General features: G+C 55.4%; 17 protein-coding genes. 12 read left to right on the plus strand and 5 right to left on the minus strand.

What is annotated here, in order from left to right:
• Positions 1-17: 17 nt before the first annotated feature.
• Together glnE and hldE are read left to right on the plus strand one after the other, a co-directional pair.
• Positions 18-2,858 (plus strand): bifunctional [glutamate--ammonia ligase]-adenylyl-L-tyrosine phosphorylase/[glutamate--ammonia-ligase] adenylyltransferase, encoded by a 2,841-nt coding sequence (gene glnE, locus GKAS_RS09250; protein ID WP_035893700.1) that lies wholly within the window; start codon positions 18-20, stop codon positions 2,856-2,858.
• A 47-nt stretch (positions 2,859-2,905) separates the two neighbouring features.
• Entirely contained in the window at positions 2,906-4,339 is a 1,434-nt protein-coding gene (hldE, locus tag GKAS_RS09255; protein WP_035893702.1) for a bifunctional D-glycero-beta-D-manno-heptose-7-phosphate kinase/D-glycero-beta-D-manno-heptose 1-phosphate adenylyltransferase HldE, read from the plus strand.
• A 71-nt stretch (positions 4,340-4,410) separates the two neighbouring features.
• Here the strand turns inward: hldE and ubiK are convergent, their stop codons facing one another.
• Positions 4,411-4,680 carry a ubiquinone biosynthesis accessory factor UbiK gene (gene ubiK, locus GKAS_RS09260; protein ID WP_035893703.1) on the minus strand — a complete coding sequence of 90 codons (270 nt, stop codon included), beginning with the start codon at positions 4,678-4,680 and terminating at the stop codon, positions 4,411-4,413.
• 499 nt (positions 4,681-5,179) lie between these two features.
• Here ubiK and ribB point away from each other — a divergent pair, with 499 nt between their 5' ends.
• The gene (gene ribB / locus GKAS_RS09265; RefSeq protein ID WP_035893704.1) at positions 5,180-5,833 is read left to right on the plus strand and encodes a 3,4-dihydroxy-2-butanone-4-phosphate synthase; all 654 of its coding nucleotides are present in this window, start codon (positions 5,180-5,182) and stop codon (positions 5,831-5,833) included.
• Positions 5,834-5,897: 64 nt separating this feature from the next.
• On the opposite strand, the gene zupT is transcribed toward ribB, so the two are convergent.
• Positions 5,898-6,671 (minus strand): zinc transporter ZupT, encoded by a 774-nt coding sequence (gene zupT / locus GKAS_RS09270; RefSeq protein ID WP_035893705.1) that lies wholly within the window; start codon positions 6,669-6,671, stop codon positions 5,898-5,900.
• A 195-nt stretch (positions 6,672-6,866) separates the two neighbouring features.
• On the opposite strand from zupT, the gene ygiD reads away from it, so the two are divergent.
• On the plus strand, positions 6,867-7,655 hold the full coding sequence (gene ygiD / locus GKAS_RS09275; RefSeq protein WP_035893706.1) for a 4,5-DOPA-extradiol-dioxygenase: 789 nt from the start codon (positions 6,867-6,869) through the stop codon (positions 7,653-7,655).
• Between the two features lie 3 nt (positions 7,656-7,658).
• Here ygiD and GKAS_RS09280 read toward each other — a convergent pair whose 3' ends face one another.
• The 3 genes from GKAS_RS09280 to tolC form a co-directional block, all read right to left on the minus strand.
• A complete protein-coding gene (locus tag GKAS_RS09280; protein ID WP_035893708.1) occupies positions 7,659-8,819 on the minus strand; it encodes a glutathionylspermidine synthase family protein in 1,161 nt (386 codons plus the stop codon).
• Between the two features lie 5 nt (positions 8,820-8,824).
• Positions 8,825-9,505 (minus strand): DUF1190 family protein, encoded by a 681-nt coding sequence (locus GKAS_RS09285; protein WP_035893710.1) that lies wholly within the window; start codon positions 9,503-9,505, stop codon positions 8,825-8,827.
• Between the two features lie 180 nt (positions 9,506-9,685).
• The gene (gene tolC, locus GKAS_RS09290; protein ID WP_035893723.1) at positions 9,686-11,110 is read right to left on the minus strand and encodes an outer membrane channel protein TolC; all 1,425 of its coding nucleotides are present in this window, start codon (positions 11,108-11,110) and stop codon (positions 9,686-9,688) included.
• A gap of 210 nt (positions 11,111-11,320) precedes the next feature.
• On the opposite strand from tolC, the gene nudF reads away from it, so the two are divergent.
• The 8 genes from nudF to GKAS_RS09330 all read left to right on the plus strand — a co-directional run.
• Complete coding sequence (gene nudF / locus GKAS_RS09295) at positions 11,321-11,953, plus strand: ADP-ribose diphosphatase (RefSeq protein ID WP_035893711.1); 633 nt, start codon at positions 11,321-11,323, stop codon at positions 11,951-11,953.
• A complete protein-coding gene (locus tag GKAS_RS09300; RefSeq protein ID WP_035893712.1) occupies positions 11,950-12,375 on the plus strand; it encodes a DUF1249 family protein in 426 nt (141 codons plus the stop codon). Before nudF ends, GKAS_RS09300 begins: the two co-directional genes overlap by 4 nt.
• A gap of 92 nt (positions 12,376-12,467) precedes the next feature.
• Positions 12,468-13,295, plus strand: a complete 828-nt coding sequence (gene cpdA, locus GKAS_RS09305) for a 3',5'-cyclic-AMP phosphodiesterase (protein WP_035893714.1) — start codon at positions 12,468-12,470, stop codon at positions 13,293-13,295.
• Complete coding sequence (yqiA, locus tag GKAS_RS09310; protein WP_035893716.1) at positions 13,295-13,870, plus strand: esterase YqiA; 576 nt, start codon at positions 13,295-13,297, stop codon at positions 13,868-13,870. Before cpdA ends, yqiA begins: the two co-directional genes overlap by 1 nt.
• A gap of 27 nt (positions 13,871-13,897) precedes the next feature.
• The gene (gene parE / locus GKAS_RS09315; protein WP_035893717.1) at positions 13,898-15,793 is read left to right on the plus strand and encodes a DNA topoisomerase IV subunit B; all 1,896 of its coding nucleotides are present in this window, start codon (positions 13,898-13,900) and stop codon (positions 15,791-15,793) included.
• Between the two features lie 287 nt (positions 15,794-16,080).
• Complete coding sequence (locus GKAS_RS09320; RefSeq protein WP_035893718.1) at positions 16,081-17,058, plus strand: TRAP transporter substrate-binding protein; 978 nt, start codon at positions 16,081-16,083, stop codon at positions 17,056-17,058.
• Positions 17,059-17,115: 57 nt separating this feature from the next.
• The gene (locus tag GKAS_RS09325) at positions 17,116-17,664 is read left to right on the plus strand and encodes a TRAP transporter small permease (protein WP_035893720.1); all 549 of its coding nucleotides are present in this window, start codon (positions 17,116-17,118) and stop codon (positions 17,662-17,664) included.
• 12 nt (positions 17,665-17,676) lie between these two features.
• The coding region (locus GKAS_RS09330) for a TRAP transporter large permease (protein WP_035893722.1) at positions 17,677-18,649 on the plus strand (973 nt) is incomplete at its 3' end.

Genomic DNA, 18,649 nt, shown 5'->3' on the forward strand with positions numbered 1-18,649 from the left:
CTTCAGGGAACCCGCGTATGACGCCGCTTTCTTCGCAGTTACAGCAGCACTGGCAAACGCTCGTTGAGCGAGCCCCGGATGATTTTCCTATCGGGTCGCTTGGCGTTGAAGCGCAGGCTGTTTTCACCTTTAGTGATTTTGTTCAGCAAAGTGTAACGGCGCACCCCGAGTGGCTGGCGTCGTTAGAAAGCGACCCGCCGCAGGCGGATGAGTGGCGGCAATATGCGGGTTGGCTCCAGGCGGAGCTGGCTGAGGTGTACGATGAAACGGCGCTGATGCGCGTCTTGCGGCTGTTTCGCCGCCGGGTGATGGTACGCATTGCCTGGGCGCAGGCGCTGTCGCAGGTCTCCGAAGAAGATACGCTCCAGCAGTTGAGCCATCTGGCGGAAACGCTGATCGTCAACGCGCGCAACTGGCTCTACGAGGCCTGCTGTCGCGATTGGGGCACGCCGTGCAGCGCGGATGGTGTGCCGCAGCCGCTGCTGATCCTCGGGATGGGCAAGCTGGGCGGCGGAGAGCTGAATTTCTCCTCCGATATCGACCTGATCTTTGCCTGGCCAGAACACGGCAGTACCCAGGGCGGGCGTCGCGAACTGGATAACGCCCAGTTCTTTACCCGCCTCGGCCAGCGCCTGATTAAGGTGCTGGATCAACCGACGCAGGACGGTTTCGTCTACCGCGTTGATATGCGCCTGCGGCCGTTTGGCGACAGCGGCCCGCTGGTGCTGAGCTTTGCCGCGCTGGAAGATTATTACCAGGAGCAGGGGCGTGACTGGGAGCGCTATGCCATGGTTAAAGCGCGGATCATGGGCGATGACGACGGCGTGTACACCAGCGAGCTGCGGGCCATGCTGCGGCCGTTTGTCTTCCGCCGCTATATCGACTTTAGCGTGATCCAGTCGCTGCGTAATATGAAAGGGATGATCACCCGCGAAGTACGCCGCCGGGGTTTGAAAGATAACATCAAGCTTGGCGCGGGCGGCATTCGCGAAATCGAGTTTATCGTTCAGGTCTTTCAGCTGATCCGCGGCGGGCGTGAGCCGACGCTGCAAAGCCGCTCGCTGCTGCCAACGCTCAAAGCCATTGAAGCCCTGAATCTGCTGTCGGAAACCGACGCGCAGGCGCTGCGTGAGGCGTATCTATTCTTACGCCGCCTTGAAAACCTGCTGCAAAGCATCAACGACGAACAGACGCAGACGCTGCCTGGCGATGACCTCAACCGCGCCCGTCTGGCGTGGGGAATGCATTTTTCCGATTGGGCCTCGCTGACCGAGCGGCTGGATACTTTGATGGCGGAAGTGCGTCGCGTCTTTAACGAGCTTATCGGCGACGATGAAGAGCCCTCGCAGGAAGAACAGCTTTCGGAGTCCTGGCGTGAGCTATGGCAGGATACCCTGCAGGAAGATGATTCTCCGTCGGGGCTGGTGCATCTGAGCAACGACGACCGCCACCGCGTGCTGTCGCAGATTGCCGACTTCCGTAAAGAACTGGATAAGCGCACCATTGGCCCGCGTGGGCGTCAGGTACTGGACTCGCTGATGCCGCATCTGCTGAGCGAAGTGTGCTCGCGTGAAGATGCCACGGTATTGCTTACGCGCATTACTCCGCTGCTGAGCGGCATTGTTACTCGTACCACTTACCTCGAACTATTAAGCGAATACCCCGGCACCTTAAAGCATCTTATCCGCCTGTGCGCCGCGTCGCCGATGGTGGCAAGCCAGCTTGCGCGCTACCCGCTGCTGCTGGATGAGCTGCTTGACCCGAACACGCTCTATCAGCCGACGGCGACCGATGCTTATCGTGACGAGCTGCGTCAGTATCTGCTGCGCGTACCGGAAGAGGACGAAGAGCAGCAGCTGGAAGCCCTGCGTCAGTTTAAGCAGGCGCAGTTGCTGCACATTGCCGCCGCCGATATCGCCGGTACGTTGCCGGTGATGAAGGTCAGCGACCACTTAACCTGGCTTGCGGAAGCGATGATTGATGCCGTGGTCCAGCAGGCGTGGGTGCAGATGGTGGCGCGCTATGGACAGCCAACCCATCTTCGGGAGCGTCACGGGCGCGGGTTTGCAGTGATTGGTTACGGCAAGCTCGGCGGATGGGAGCTGGGCTATAGCTCAGATTTGGATCTGGTCTTCCTGCACGACTGCCCGATGGACGCCATGACCGACGGCGAACGGGAAATCGACGGTCGTCAGTTCTATCTGCGTCTGGCGCAGCGCATTATGCACCTGTTCAGCACGCGTACTTCGTCTGGCATTCTGTATGAAGTCGATGCGCGTCTGCGCCCCTCCGGCGCGGCGGGTATGCTGGTAACCACCGCTGAATCGTTTGCTGATTATCAGCAAAACGAAGCGTGGACTTGGGAGCATCAGGCGCTGGTGCGCGCCCGCGTGGTCTACGGCGACCCGCAGCTGCAGCAGCAGTTCGACGAGATCCGTCGACGTATTCTGACCACTTCGCGTGAAAGCGCGGCGCTGCAAACCGAAGTGCGCGAGATGCGTGAAAAAATGCGCGCGCATCTGGGCGGCAAGCAGCGCGACCGTTTTGATATTAAAACCGATGCGGGTGGGATAACGGATATTGAATTTATCACCCAGTATCTGGTGCTGCGCTATGCCCACGAGAAGCCGAAGCTGACCCGTTGGTCGGATAACGTGCGGATTCTCGAACTGCTAGCGCAAAACGACATTATGGACGAGCACGAAGCACAGGCACTCACCCGTGCCTACACCACGTTGCGCGATGCGTTACATCACCTGGCGCTTCAGGAGCTGCCGGGAAATGTCGATTTATCAAGCTTCGTGCGGGAGCGTGAACTAGTCAGTGCCAGTTGGCAGAAGTGGCTGGTTCAACCGTGAAATGTGCTATTATCGCGCCAAAATTTTGATTCTCTCAGGAGACAAGAATGAAAGTAACGCTGCCGGAATTTGAACGCGCAGGAGTGATGGTGGTTGGCGACGTCATGCTGGATCGCTATTGGTATGGCCCAACCAGCCGTATTTCCCCGGAAGCCCCGGTCCCCGTAGTGAAGGTGGAAACTATAGAAGAACGCCCGGGCGGCGCGGCAAACGTGGCGATGAACATTGCGTCCCTGGGGGCAGGTTCACGTCTGGTCGGTCTGACCGGTATCGATGATGCCGCACGCGCATTGAATAAAGCGCTGGCCGACGTCAACGTGAAATGTGACTTCGTTTCCGTACCGACGCACCCGACGATCACCAAGCTGCGCGTACTGTCGCGTAATCAGCAGTTGATTCGTCTGGACTTTGAAGAAGGCTTTGCCGGCGTTGATCCACAGCCGCTGCATGACCGCATTCAGAGCAGTTTGCCGAGCGTAGGCGCACTGGTACTGTCTGACTACGCTAAAGGCGCGCTGGAAAGCGTTCAGCAGATGATTCAGCTGGCGCGCAAAGCAAATGTGCCAGTTCTTATCGATCCGAAGGGCACCAATTTCGAACGCTATCGTGGCGCAACGCTGCTGACGCCGAACCTCTCTGAGTTTGAAGCGGTGGTTGGTAAGTGCAAGGACGAAGCGGAGATCGTTGAACGGGGCATGAAGCTGATTGCTGATTACGATCTCGCTGCGCTGCTGGTGACACGTTCCGAGCAGGGTATGACGCTGCTGCAGCCGGGCAAAGCGCCGTTGCATCAGCCAACGCAGGCTCAGGAAGTGTACGATGTGACCGGTGCAGGCGATACCGTTATCGGTGTACTGGCGGCGACGTTGGCCTCTGGCAAAACGCTGGAAGAGGCCTGCTTCTTTGCTAACGCTGCGGCGGGTGTCGTTGTGGGCAAACTGGGTACTTCTACCGTTTCGCCAATCGAACTGGAGAATGCTGTGCGCGGTCGCGCGGATACCGGTTTTGGCGTAATGAGCGAAGAAGAGCTGAAAAATGCGGTTGCCGCTGCCCGTCGTCGTGGCGAGAAAGTGGTGATGACCAACGGCGTGTTCGATATTCTGCACGCGGGGCACGTCTCCTATCTGGCTAACGCGCGTAAGTTGGGCGATCGTCTGATTGTTGCGGTAAACAGCGACGCTTCTACCAAACGTCTGAAAGGTGAAACCCGCCCGGTTAACCCGCTGGATCAGCGCATGATTGTGTTGGGCGCGCTGGAGTCCGTGGACTGGGTCGTATCGTTTGAAGAAGACACCCCGCAGCGTCTGATTGCCGAGATCCTGCCGGATCGTCTGGTCAAAGGCGGCGACTATAAGCCAGAGCAAATTGCCGGTAGCGAAGAAGTGTGGGCGAATGGCGGTGAAGTGCTGGTGCTGAACTTTGAAGATGGTTGTTCTACGACCAATATTATCAAGAAGATTCAGAAAGATAGCGAGAAGTAGTGCGCTAAATTTCCCCCTCACCCTAACCCTCCCCCCGTGGGGGATAGGGCCGGGGTGAGGGGGCTGTATTCTTACTCTTTGTCGTCTACGACCGGTGCCGCAGCGCGGTTTTCCAGCTCGCTAATCCGCTGTTCCAGCAGCGCCAGCTTCTCACGTGTACGCAGCAGAACCTGAGTCTGCACGTCAAACTCTTCACGGCTCACCACATCAAGACGCGTCAGCTGTGACTGGATCACCTGACGAACTTTCTTTTCAATATCATCCCCGAACTCACGCAGGCCTTTCGGCATGGATTCGTGGACCTGGCGGGCGATTTGTTCAATTTTTTTCGGGTCGATCATCTCTTGTTCCCTGATTCTGTCGGCATGAACGTTATTGTAGTGTCTTATCCCGGTGCGATAAACCAGAATTGTTCGAAGCTTATGCATTGCCGAAGATAGTCATTGGCGTTATAGTAAGTACGCTTATTCTCAGGGCGGGGCGAAATTCCCCACCGGCGGTAAATCAGCAACATCCAAAGAAGTTCGCGTTGCAGCAAGGCGGCAACTGAGCGAGTCACCAGGAGTTTAGTCAACTAAATGACTGGTGTGAGCGAAGGCAGCCAACGCAGCGGCAGCGTGAAATTCGAAGGATTGGCTGAAAGCCCGCGAGCGCTTCCTATGAACATGGGAAGGTCAGCAGATCCGGTGTAATTCCGGGGCCGACGGTTAGAGTCCGGATGGGAGAGAGTAACGATTCAGTTGGGTCAAGAGCCCGCTCGCGTTATCCATTTGCCGTTTATCGGCACTCCTAAGACTGCCCTGATTCTGGTAACCATAATATTAATGAGGTTTTTTTACCATGAATCAGACGCTACTTTCCTCTTTTGGTACTCCGTTCGAACGCGTTGAAAACGCGCTGATTGCTCTGCGCGAAGGTCGCGGTGCGATGGTGCTGGACGACGAAGATCGCGAGAACGAAGGCGACATGATCTTTGCCGCCGAAAACATGACCGTTGAACAAATGGCGCTGACTATCCGTCACGGTAGCGGCATCGTTTGTCTGTGTCTCACCGACGAACGTCGTAAACAGTTGGATCTGCCGATGATGGTAGAAAACAACACCAGCGCTTACGGCACCGGCTTTACCGTCACTATCGAAGCGGCTCACGGCGTGACCACCGGCGTTTCCGCCGCTGACCGTCTGACTACCGTTCGCGCGGCAATTGCCGACAACGCGAAACCTTCCGACCTGAACCGTCCTGGCCACGTTTTCCCACTGCGCGCGCAGCCGGGTGGCGTGCTGACCCGTGGTGGTCACACGGAAGCGACGATCGACTTGGTTTCTCTGGCAGGTTTTAAACCGGCTGGCGTACTGTGTGAACTGACCAACGACGACGGCACCATGGCGCGTGCGCCAGAATGCATCAAGTTTGCGAAAGAACACAATATGGCGCTGGTCACCATTGAAGACCTGGTGGCATACCGTCGTGAGCACGAGCGTAAAGCCAGCTGATTTTAGCGGCCTACGTGATAAAGCCCGGTTTGCGATACGCACCGGGCTTTTTTATTGTCTGTCGTCAGCCAATGCCCATCGATTGCAGAATCACCAGGCTCATTCCCATCACCGACATTCCGCACAGGACGCCGTAGCTTGGGTTATTGTTAGGGTCTATTTCTTTGGCCAGCGGCATGAGTTCATCCACGGAAAGGGCGACCATAATCCCGGCGACCGCCGCCATAATCGAGGCCATCAGCACCGGTGACACCATGCTGCCGAGAATCGCCCACGCCAGCACGCCGCCCAGTATTTCCGCCATACCGGAAATCCCCGCCCAGAAAACCGCTTTACGCTTTGAACCCGTTGCGGCATACACCGGCCCGGCGACCGCCAGCCCTTCAGGAATATTGTGCAGTGCTACGGCGAGTGCGATACCAAAGCCTAGCTCGAGATTGTTGCTGGCAGTGACGAAGGTCGCGATGCCTTCCGGGAAGTTGTGCAGGCTGATGCCAAGGGTCAGCAGAACGGCGGTGCGGCGAATATTGCGCGGCAGCGGCTGGGTGTTTTTCTGCATCAAATCCTGCGGATGCGCGTGCGGTAGGGCGCGATCGAGCGCAAAGTAGCCCAGTAACCCCACCACAAACATGCCATAGCCTAGCATCGGTGACATGCCTTCCGCGCTCAGCGCAGCAGGCAACATCTCCATCAGGGAAATAAGCAGCATGATCCCGGCAGCAAAGCCGAGTGAAAAGGCGAGTACCCGGTTGGACGGTTTTTGCCCGATTACCCCGAGAATTGCACCGATAAAGGTGGCAGCTCCTGCCAGTAATGTCAGAATCAGCGGTACCGACATCGCTTACTCCTTATGATAATGATTATCATTCATGATATTGAAAATCGTCGCGGCTGGCGAGAGGCGACGTTAATCTTTACTTCATCCTTACATTCAAATTTTCTGAAGATCATCATCACGCTTATCTGAGTTTATCCTCACTGAAAACAGGTTAATGTGGTGTTATTCAATTATTCCCTCTGGAAGGATAACATCATGTCTCGTAGCCGAATGCCAGCACTGTTTTTAGGTCACGGTAGCCCGATGAACGTACTGGAAGATAACCTCTATACCCGTACCTGGCAGCACCTGGGCGAAACCTTACCGCGTCCGAAAGCGATCGTGGTGGTGTCTGCGCACTGGTTTACCCGCGGCACGGGCGTGACGGCGATGGAAACCCCGAAAACGATTCATGATTTCGGCGGCTTTCCGCAGGCGCTTTACGATACCCATTACCCGGCTCCGGGCTCCCCGGCGCTGGCGCAGAAGCTGGTAGAGCTGCTGGCTCCTGTTCCGGTGGCGCTGGACAAAGAAGCCTGGGGCTTTGACCACGGCTCCTGGGGCGTGCTGATTAAGATGTACCCGAATGCGGATATCCCTATGGTGCAGCTGAGTATCGACAGCACAAAACCGGCGGCGTGGCACTTTGAAATGGGTCGTAAGCTGGCAAGCCTGCGTGATGAAGGCATCATGCTGGTGGCGAGTGGCAACGTTGTGCATAACTTGCGTACGGCGAAATGGCACGGTGATTCAACGCCTTATCCATGGGCGACATCGTTCAACGATTATGTGAAGGCAAACCTGGGCTGGAAAGGGCCGGTAGACCAGCATCCGCTGGTGAACTATCTGTCACACGAAGGCGGTTCGCTGTCGAACCCAACGGCGGATCACTTCCTGCCGCTGCTTTATGTGCTGGGTGCCTGGGATGGCGAAGAGCCCATCACGATCCCGGTAGACGGTATCGAAATGGGCTCCCTGAGTATGCTGTCGGTATTAATCGGCTAGCAATTATTCAACGAAAATGTGGGGATAGAAGCGTGACAGATCCTGCGTGATCAGCGCTCTGTCCTCACGAATGCCAATCCCGGCCGGTTCGTCGTTAATCAGCCAACTGCCAATCAACATGTAGCTATCACCAAACTTCGGCAGCGGATGGAACTGCTGCACAATCATTCCTTCTTCGCCGTAAGGCCCTTCCACCTGCTCGATGGTTTTGCCGTTCTCAACGATCGAAATGTTGGCGCCTTCGCGGGAGAAGATCGGCTTCACCACGAATTTGTCCATCTCCGGATGATTGTCTTCGGCAAAGTAGGCCGGCAGCAGGTTCGGGTGATCCGGGAACATTTCCCACAGCAGCGGCAGCAGCGCTTTGTTAGAGATAATGCTCTTCCAGGCCGGCTCCAGCCAGCGCACGCCAGCGTCTTCGAGCTTGGTGGAGAACATCTCGCGCAGCATGTATTCCCACGGGTAGAGCTTGAACAGGTTACTGATAACCTGATCCTGAAGATCGGTAAACTGACCTTTCTCGCCCAGACCGATCTCATCAATATAGAGGAACTCGGTCGCCACGCCCGCTTCAGCGGCGCAGTCTTGCAGGTATTGCACGGTACCGCGATCTTCTACGGTGTCCTGACAGCAGGTCAGGTGCAGTAGCTGGAAACCGTGCTGTTCGCGCAGCACGTTGAAGCGCTCGATGATCTTTTCCTGCAGGCTGTTGAACTGATCGCTGCCTTCTGGCAGGTTGCCTGCGTTGATCTGATCTTCAAGCCAGATCCACTGGAAGAACGCGGCTTCGTACAGTGAGGTTGGGGTATCGGCGTTATTTTCCAGCAGCTTCGGTTCACCGGTGCCATCCCACGCGAGATCGAGGCGCGAGTAGAGCGACGGCTGCTGTGTTTGCCATGATTGGCGCACGAAGGTCCAGGTGTGCTTCGGAATGCGGAACTTCGCCATCAGCTCATCGCTGGCGATGACGCGCTCAACCACTTTCAGGCACAGCTGATGCAGTTCAGCGGTGACTTCTTCCAGTTTTTCAACCTGCGCCAGCGTCAGCTTGTAGTAGGCTTCTTCGCTCCAGTACGGCTCGCCGTACATGGTGTGAAAGTTGAAGCCGTACTCCGTCGCCTTTTCACGCCAGTCCGGGCGTTCAGTAATGCTGATTCTTTCCATGTTAATTAGCCGCCCATTGAACGGGTGGTGGTGCCTGATGCGCTACGCTGCATGGTGGACTGCTTGGCAACGGACTCACCGAAGCCGCCGCGGGTCACGGTGCTGGTGGTCGCCGGTTTTGGCGCCATAGCGGTTTTCGGTACGTTCATCGAACGACCCGGCTGCGCAGCACCATAATTTTTACCGCTGGCATCGGTGTACTTACCGTAGGCCGGGCTGGATGGATTCTTCGAGGTGAAGACCGGCTGCTGCTGGTAGCCACCCATGCCGCCGCTCATCATACGGCCCATCATGTAGCCCGCCATCAGCGGCATCCAGAAGCTGCCGCTGCTTTGAGCCTGCGCCTGGTTTTCACCGCTGGCTGGTGCCATGCCTGCCTGTGCAGGTGCCTGCTGACATTGGCCTTCGCCAAATTCAGCCACGCAGTCTTCACGGCTGGCGTATTTCGGCGCGGTACGTTCGGCTTCTTTCAGGGCGTTATCGAAGGTGGTTTTACACTCGGCGCTTTTGCCCGGATTTGCCGCAGAGCAGTCGTCCGCGTTCTGATACAGCGTGACGGTTTCGTCAGTTTTTTCACAGCCCGCCAGCATGAATACCGCAGTAACGGCTAATGCGACCGGAGTGAGGTGACGCGCGCCCCAGCTTTTACGAAAGGCGGCGTGTTGAATATTGTTCGTCCGTTTCATTGTGTTCTTCCTGGACCCAGTAGAGTGGTATTGCAATAACGCTCAGGATAGTGGATGAGTGGTTGAAAATGAAGCGAAGAAGGGCGTAAAGCGGCGGATCTTTACGTTGCCTTACGTTAGCGCAAGAGAATAAAAAAAGGGCCCGCATAAAGCGGACCCTTTTCGGTACGGCGTGAAGCCTTAGCGCAGACGCGCTTTGCTGGTCGCCGGAGAGGTGTAGCCGTCCGCCGAGGCGTCCTGCTGCGGGTTCTGCGGTGCAACGCTGTCGGTAGACGTGGCAACGTTTTTACCCAGCGTATTGTTCAGCGCAAGCAGATCCTGCTCGTTGAGCGTACCCAGCGCATTTTTGATATTCAGCTGGTTGATCAGGTAGTTATAACGCGCGCTGGAGAGCTGTTGCTTCGCGTTATACAGCGTGGTGGTCGCATCCAACACGTCAACGATAGTACGCGTACCCACGGAGTAACCCGCTTCCATCGCGTCTAAAGAGCTCTGTGCAGAGACAACGGCCTGTTTATAGGCGTTGATGCTACTGATAGAGGCGTTGATGTTGTTGAAGGAGGAACGCACGGTCTGTACGACGGAGCGGTGCGCGCTTTCCAGCTGCTCGCTCGCGCCGACGAAGTTGTACTGCGCCTGTTTCACCTGCGAGTTAACCATCCCGCCCTGGTACAGCGGCAGGGAGAAGCTCAGGCCAATTTTGTTCTGGCCAGCATCGTTGTCGTTGTACTGTGAACTGTTGGTTTTAGAACCGCTGTAAGAGGTGTTGGACACCCCGGTAGAGGCGGTTAAATCCAGCGTCGGCAGGTGGCCGTCCTGCGCCTGGCGAATCTGTTCACGCGCCAGATCCTGGTTCAGACGAGCCTGAAGCAGCGAAAGGTTGCGGTTTTCCGCTTCTTTCAGCAGCGAGTTAACGCCCTGCGGCTTGTCGGTTTTAAAGCTGTCGACGTTCAGAGAAGCCAGCTCTGGGTAGTAGTTACCGGTGACCTGACGCAGCGCTTCAACGGCGTTGTCGAGGTTGTTACGCGCGGTTACTTCGTTCGCCAGTACGGTATCGTACTGTGAACGGGCGTTCTGCACGTCGGTAATCGCCACGAGGCCAACGTTAAAGCGCTGAGTGGTTTGATCCAACTGGCGGTAAATCGCTTGTTTCTGCGCTTCGGTGTAGGAGAGCGAGTCAATCGCGCTCAGCACGTTAAAGTACGCGGTGGCGGTATTCAGGATCAACGTCTGCTGATCGGTCTGGTAGGTGACGTCCTGAATGCCTGCTGCTTTTTCCTGCAGGGTCAGAGCGCGCCATTTAGACATATCGAACAGCGACTGCGTTAACTGCAGTGAACCGCTGGTCACGTTGGAGTTCACGCCGTTGCTGTCGCGGAAGCCATTGGTATAGGTATAATCGGCACCCAAACCCAACTGCGGTAACAGCGGGCTACGCGCTTCGTTGATCTTTTCGAATGCAGCATCGCGGTCTGCTGCTGATTTACGGAGATCTGGGTTACTGGTACGTGCCTGCTGATAGACCTGTAACAGGTTCTCTGCCTGGCTCATTGTACTGAAACCCGTAAGGCTCAGACCAATAAGGATGGGGAGCAATTTCTTCATTTGCATGTGCATTCCTTGTTGTGAAGCTTAGCGCTGATCTAATTCACAGAAAAAATATTCGCCGATTGTACCAGAGTCTGCCACGTTAAAAAGTTGTCGTAATGTGCCATCTGGCGTTAATTTGCACCAATCTACCACAGAGAGTGTGGAACCTAAGATAAACGGACTTTAAATCCACGATTTCACCACAATTACAGCATAGGCAAGGCCATGACAAAATCATGTAACCCGGTGGTTACCCTCTCGAAAAACGATGTAGAAATTATTGCACGAGAAACAGTATATCGCGGTTTTTTTTCAATAGATGTGTACCGTTTTCGCCATCGTTTATTTAACGGTGAGATGAGCGGTGAAGTTCGACGCGAAATTTTTGAGCGCGGTCACGCTGCAGTCTTGCTACCCTTTGACCCAGTGCGTGATGAAGTGGTGCTGATTGAGCAAGTTCGCATTGCGGCTTACGACACCAGTGAGACACCCTATTTGCTGGAAATGGTTGCCGGCATGATTGAAGAGGGCGAGAGCGTAGAAGACGTGGCTCGCCGCGAATCAAAAGAAGAAGCTGGTCTTGAACTCGGTCGGGTTAAAGAGTGTCTGAGTTATCTGGCAAGCCCTGGCGGCACCAGCGAGCGCCTGACCATTATGGTCGGTGAAGTGGATGCAACAACGGCCAAAGGTATTCATGGCCTGGCGGATGAACACGAAGATATCCGGGTTCATGTGGTAAGCCGGGAGTACGCTTATCAATGTGTTGAAGAGGGAAAAATTGACAACGCAGCGTCTGTCATCGCTTTGCAATGGCTACAGCTGCATTATCAGGACTTACGAAAAGAGTGGATCAAATGAAGCGTTATACACCTGACTTCCCTGAAATGATGCGCCTGTGCGAAACCAACTTCGCACAATTACGTCGATTACTGCCGCGCGTTGATGAAGCCGGCGAAATGGTGAACTATCAGGTGGCCAATGCGCAATATCGGTTAACGATAACGGAATCAACTCGCTACACTACGTTGGTCACAATTGAACAGACGTACCCGGCGGTGAGCTACTGGAGCCTGCCATCGATGAGCGTACGGCTGTATCACGATGCGATGGTGGCTGAAGTGTGTTCAAGTCAGCAGATCTTTCGCTTCAAAGCGCGATATGATTATCCAAATAAAAAGTTGCATCAACGCGACGAAAAGCATCAAATTAATCAGTTTTTAGCTGATTGGCTAAGATACTGTTTAGCACATGGAGCGATGGCGATTCCGGTTTGTACATAGCACCTTTCAGGTTGTGTCTGAGGCGCTGCCAGCGATGACGCAGCATGAAAGGATGATGTGTATGTTTGCATCGTGAAACCTAAGGACACCATTTGGAAAGCCTTTTAAACCTTCCTCTGGCTGGTGGGGCCAGTGTCAGGGTACTGCAAATTACTGATACTCACCTGTTTGCTAAGAAAGACGAAACGCTGTTAGGCGTGAACACCTGGGAAAGCTATCACGCTGTTTTGCAGGCGATTCATGCCTCGGCGCGCGACGCAGACCTGGTGGTTGCGACGGGCGATTTAGCACAGGATCACTCATCCGCGGCCTATCAGCACTTTGCTGATGGCATCGCGAGCTTTTCTGCGCCCTGCGTTTGGTTGCCGGGTAACCATGACTTCCAGCCATCCATGTACAGCACGCTTCAGGACGCGGGGATCTCCCCGGCCAAGCGCGTAATGGTAGGCGAGCACTGGCAGATCCTACTGCTGGATAGTCAGGTCTTTGGCGTGCCTCACGGCGAACTAAGCGATTTCCAACTCGAGTGGCTCGAGAAACGACTCGCTGAAGCACCGGAACGACACACGCTGCTATTGCTGCACCACCATCCGCTGCCGGCGGGTTGCAGCTGGCTCGATCAACACAGCCTGCGTAACGCCGCTTCGCTGGATAACGTGCTGGTACGCTATCCGCGCGTGAAAAACCTGCTTTGTGGACACATCCATCAGGAGCTCGACGTTGACTGGAATGGCCGTCGTATCATGGCGACGCCATCAACCTGCGTGCAGTTTAAGCCGCACTGCGCCAACTTCACGCTGGATACCGTTTCCCCTGGATGGCGCTGGCTGGAGCTGCATGCCGATGGTTCATTAACCACCGAAGTTTGCCGTCTTGCCGGGTGCGAATTCCATCCTGATACCGCATCTGAAGGCTATTGATGGCGACGCTTCTTTATCTGCACGGATTCAACAGTTCTCCATGGTCTGCCAAGGCTACTGCGCTTAAGCAGTGGCTGGCGGAGCACTATCCCGACGTGAACATGGTTATTCCCCAGCTACCGGCTTACCCGGCGGAAGCTGCGGAGATGCTTGAAGCGTTGGTGCTGGAATATGGCGGTGAGCCGCTGGGCATTGTGGGGTCATCTCTGGGCGGTTATTACGCCACCTGGCTGTCTCAATGCTACATGCTGCCAGCCGTGGTCGTGAACCCGGCGATACGCCCGTTCGAGCTGCTGGTGAATTTCCTCGGCCCGAACGAGAATCCCTACACCGGGCAGCAATATGTGCTAGAGTCACGCCATATTTACGATCTCAAAGTCATGCAAATTGACCCACTGGAGGCGCCGGATCTTATCTGGTTGCTTCAGCAGACCGGCGACGAAGTGCTTGATTACCGCCAGGCCGTGGACTATTTCGCCTCCTGCCGACAAACGGTAGAGGAGGGCGGTAATCACGCATTTACCGGCTTTGAAGATCACTTCACACAGATTATCGATTTCCTGGGGTTGCATTAAGCAACGCCAACTACCTACGAATAGATCATGACGCAATCTTCTTATAACGCTGATGCCATTGAGGTACTCACCGGGCTTGAGCCGGTTCGCCGCCGCCCGGGGATGTACACAGATACCACACGTCCTAACCACCTTGGTCAGGAAGTGATTGATAACAGTGTGGATGAAGCGCTTGCCGGGCACGCAAAGCGTGTTGAGGTTATTCTTCATGCCGATCAATCACTGGAAGTGATTGACGACGGCCGCGGTATGCCCGTCGATATCCACCCGGAAGAGGGCGTGCCCGCCGTTGAGCTGATCCTCTGCCGTCTGCACGCGGGCGGTAAGTTCTCCAACAAAAACTACCAGTTCTCCGGCGGCCTGCACGGCGTGGGGATCTCGGTGGTTAACGCCCTGTCAAAGCGCGTTGAGGTGAACGTACGCCGCGATGGTCAGATCTACACCATTGCCTTTGAAAACGGCGACAAGGTTGAAGACCTGCACGTGACCGGTACCTGCGGCAAACGCAATACCGGGACCAGCGTCCACTTCTGGCCGGATGAAAGCTTCTTCGACAGCCCGCGTTTTTCCGTTTCCCGCTTAAGCCACCTGCTGAAAGCGAAAGCGGTACTCTGCCCTGGCGTTGAAATCGTCTTTAAAGACAAAGTAAACGACACCGAACAGACCTGGTGCTACGCCGACGGTCTGAACGACTATCTCTGCGAAGCCGTGAATGGCCTGCCTCTGCTGCCGGAAAAACCGTTTGTCGGTAACTTCTCTGGCGATACTGAAGCGGTCGACTGGGCGCTGCTGTGGCTGCCGGAAGGCGGCGAACTGCTGACCGAAAGCTACGTCAACCTTATCCCGACCATGCAGGGCGGGACGCACGTTAACGGTCTGCGTCAGGGCCTGCTCGACGCAATGCGCGAGTTCTGCGAATACCGCAACATTCTGCCGCGCGGCGTGAAGCTGTCGGCGGAAGATATCTGGGACCGCTGCGCCTACGTGCTGTCGGTGAAAATGCAGGATCCACAGTTCGCCGGGCAGACGAAAGAGCGTCTCTCTTCCCGTCAGTGCGCGGCGTTTGTCTCCGGCGTGGTGAAAGATGCCTTCAGCCTGTGGCTGAACCAGAACGTTCAGGCCGCTGAACTGCTGGCCGAAATGGCTATCTCTAGCGCCCAGCGTCGTCTGCGCGCGGCGAAAAAAGTGGTGCGTAAAAAGCTCACCAGCGGCCCGGCGCTGCCGGGTAAACTGGCCGACTGTACCGCGCAGGATCTCGCTCGCACCGAACTGTTCCTCGTCGAAGGTGACTCCGCAGGCGGTTCTGCCAAACAGGCGCGCGATCGTGAATATCAGGCGATCATGCCGCTCAAAGGTAAAATCCTCAACACCTGGGAAGTCTCTTCTGATGAAGTGCTGGCCTCGCAGGAGGTGCACGATATTTCCGTGGCGATCGGTATCGATCCGGACAGTTCGGATCTCAGCCAGCTGCGCTACGGCAAGATCTGTATCCTCGCGGATGCGGACTCCGATGGTCTGCACATCGCGACGCTGCTGTGCGCGCTGTTTGTGAAGCACTTCCGTGCGCTGGTGAAAGAAGGTCACGTTTACGTGGCGCTGCCACCGCTGTACCGTATCGATCTGGGCAAAGAGGTATACTACGCCCTGACCGAAGAGGAAAAAGCGGGCGTGCTGGAGCAGCTTAAGCGCAAGAAAGGCAAGCCGAACGTACAGCGCTTTAAAGGTCTGGGTGAAATGAACCCGATGCAGCTGCGCGAAACCACGCTTGATCCGAATACCCGCCGCCTGGTGCAGCTGTACATCACCGATGAAGATGAGCAGCAGACCGATGCCACCATGGACATGCTGCTGGCCAAGAAGCGTTCGGAAGACCGCCGTAACTGGCTGCAGGAAAAAGGCGACATGGCGGAGCTGGAAGCCTGATAAATTGCCGGGTGGCGCTTCGCTTACCCGGCCTACAATAAAAAAGGAGACGCTTGCGTCTCCTTTTTTATTGCCTGAACCGCCCCTTAATTAATCGATTCAATTCTAATTTCTACGCTTTCTGAAATGCCATTTTAAAATTTGGTATGACAGGTCACATTTTAGTTGTATGACTTCTACCATATTCTTCCGCTGGATATAAAACATACTTCTGAACATGGACGTCAATCTGTGCTGGCAATTGATTCGCATGGTGAATTTTATCTTTAATCAAAAGAGAATCGTCTATGTTAAGAAGAAAACTGGCAGTAAGCGTTTTATCTTTCTCGTTACTGATGGGGTCTGCGGCGGCGATGGCAAAAACGGTGTTCATCGCTTCAGATGTACACCCGGCTGACTATCCGACCACGGCGGCGGTGATTCATATGGGTGAAAAACTCAGCCAACAAACCGACGGGCGACTGTCCATCCGCATGTTCCCGAGCGGTCAGATGGGTGACGAGAGCACTACGCTCGAGAAAACCCGTGCGGGCGCTATCGATATTCTGCGCGTTTCCATGGCCCCGGTCGGTGGCATCCTTCCTCAGGTGAGCGTCTTCAACATGCCGTTTGTGTTCCGCGATACCGATCATCAGCACAAAGTGCTGGATGGCGATATTGGCAACACGCTGGCCAAAGAGATCTCCGACAGCAACCTTGGCCTGGTCTTCCTTGGCTGGATGGACGCGGGCTCGCGCAGCCTGATCACCAAAAAGCCGATCACCAGCCTCGACGATCTGAAAGGGGTGAAGATCCGTCTGCAAAACAATCCGATCGGCCTCGATACCTTTAAAGCGCTGGGCGCGAACCCGATCGTCCTGCCGGTCGGCGATGTCTTTGCCAGCCTGCAAACCGGGGTGATTGACGCTGCGGAAAACAACGAACCGACCTTTGATACCGAAAACTACGTGGTGGCCGGGACCAAATATTTCGATCTCACCGAACACTTTATGATCCCGGAAGTCCTTGCCTTCTCTAAGCGTAAATGGAGCAAACTCTCGGCGGACGATCAGGCGCTGATCATGAAGCTGGCAAAAGAAGCCCAGGCGGAAGAGCGCGTGCTGTGGGCGGAGTACGTGGAGAAATCCAAACAGCGCCTGCAAAGCCAGGGCGTCAAATTCCTTCCGGTAGACAAAAAGCCATTTGTTGATGCCACTGCACCGGTTCGCGAGAAATACGGCAAGCAGTTCAGCGACTTAATGCAGCAAATTCAGGACACCAAATAATCCACTTAGCGGCGGGCCAGCGTGGGTTGGTCTGCCCGTTTTGATCTGGGGATAACAATGAAAAATTACTATGTCCTGGCGATGGATGCTGTGTATCGGATGTGTATCTGGCTGTCAGGGATCAGCCTGTTATTTATGACGTTTATTTATCTGGTGGGGATCTATGCCCGCTTCCGTCCTGACTTTCCCGAGTGGATGAGCTTTCTGCCACACGCCTCAACCAGTTGGCCGGAGCCTTTATCTCAGATCTGTATGATCACTTTCTCCTTCGTGGGGGCCGCGGCGGCCTATCGAGCTGGCAGCCATATTGCGATCACCATGCTGGTCGATCATATCAACCCATCGATGAAGAAAGGGCTGGCGGTGTTTGTCGATCTGGCGATGCTCGCGACCTGTCTGTTTATCATCCGCTGGGGGATCATCGGTTGTATGGATGCCTGGGAAGATGTGGTGCCGTCTTTGCCGTTTTTAACCTCCGGGATAACCCATCTGCCAATTCCGCTGGGCTCGTTCTTTACGCTGCTGTTCGTGGTTGAAAAACTGCTGTGCGGCCCACAAACGCATCGTGAGCTGGTGCAGTTTGGCTCGCCGAAAGTCGGCCACTAAGGAGCGAGAATAATGGACTTAACGCTGATTATTTTTGTCGTCACCTTCGTGACGTTAATGGCGATTGGTATGCCGGTTGCCTACGCCGTTGGCTTGACCGCGGTTGTGGTCACTGCCTTCGCTGATTTCTCCCTCGACGGGCTTATCATCACCATTTTCCACAGTACCGATAACGTTAACCTGCTGACGATTCCGTTCTTCGTTTTTGCCGGCGCGATAATGGCGGAAGGCGGTATGGCACGGCGGCTGGTGGACTTTGCCGGCTTATTTGTGGGCTGGATACGCGGTGGCTTGTCGCTGGTGAATATTCTCGCTTCGACGCTGTTTGGCGCCATCTCCGGGTCATCGGTGGCGGATACCGCCTCGATCGGATCGGTATTGATCCCGGAAATGGAGCGTAAAGGTTACCCGCGCTCATTCGGCGCGGTGCTGACCGCCAGCGCCTCGGTACAAGCGATCCTCGTGCCGCCGAGTCATAACTCGGTGCTGTTTGCTATCGTGGCGAATACCGCGGCGGTGACCATTCCGGCGATGTTCCTTGCCGGGATCATCCCGACGCTGGTGCTGTGCGTGACGCTTATCGTCATGTGTCTGATTGCCGCGCGTAAAAATAACTACCCGAAAGAGGAACGGGTCGAACTGAAGCGCAAGATAAAGATAGCCTCGGACGCTATCTGGGGGCTGATTACCATCGTGATCATCTCCGGCGGCATTCTCTCCGGCTTCTTCACGCCGACGGAATCAGGTGCAATTGCCTGTATCTGGGCGATGTTTGTCACCTTCTTCATCTATCGCGAATATAAGCTCAAGGACTTTCCTAAGCTGATTCACCGCACCATTAAAACCGTTACCATGGTGATGGTGCTGATTGCTTTCGCCGCGGCGTTTGGATCGGTAATGACGCTGGTGGGGCTGCCGCAGGAGATTTCCGCCGCGCTGCTGTCGCTGTCGGACAATAAGTACGTCATCCTGTTGATTATCAACA

The sequence above is a fragment of the Kluyvera ascorbata ATCC 33433 genome, from assembly GCF_000735365.1.
GTDB lineage: Bacteria > Pseudomonadota > Gammaproteobacteria > Enterobacterales > Enterobacteriaceae > Kluyvera > Kluyvera ascorbata.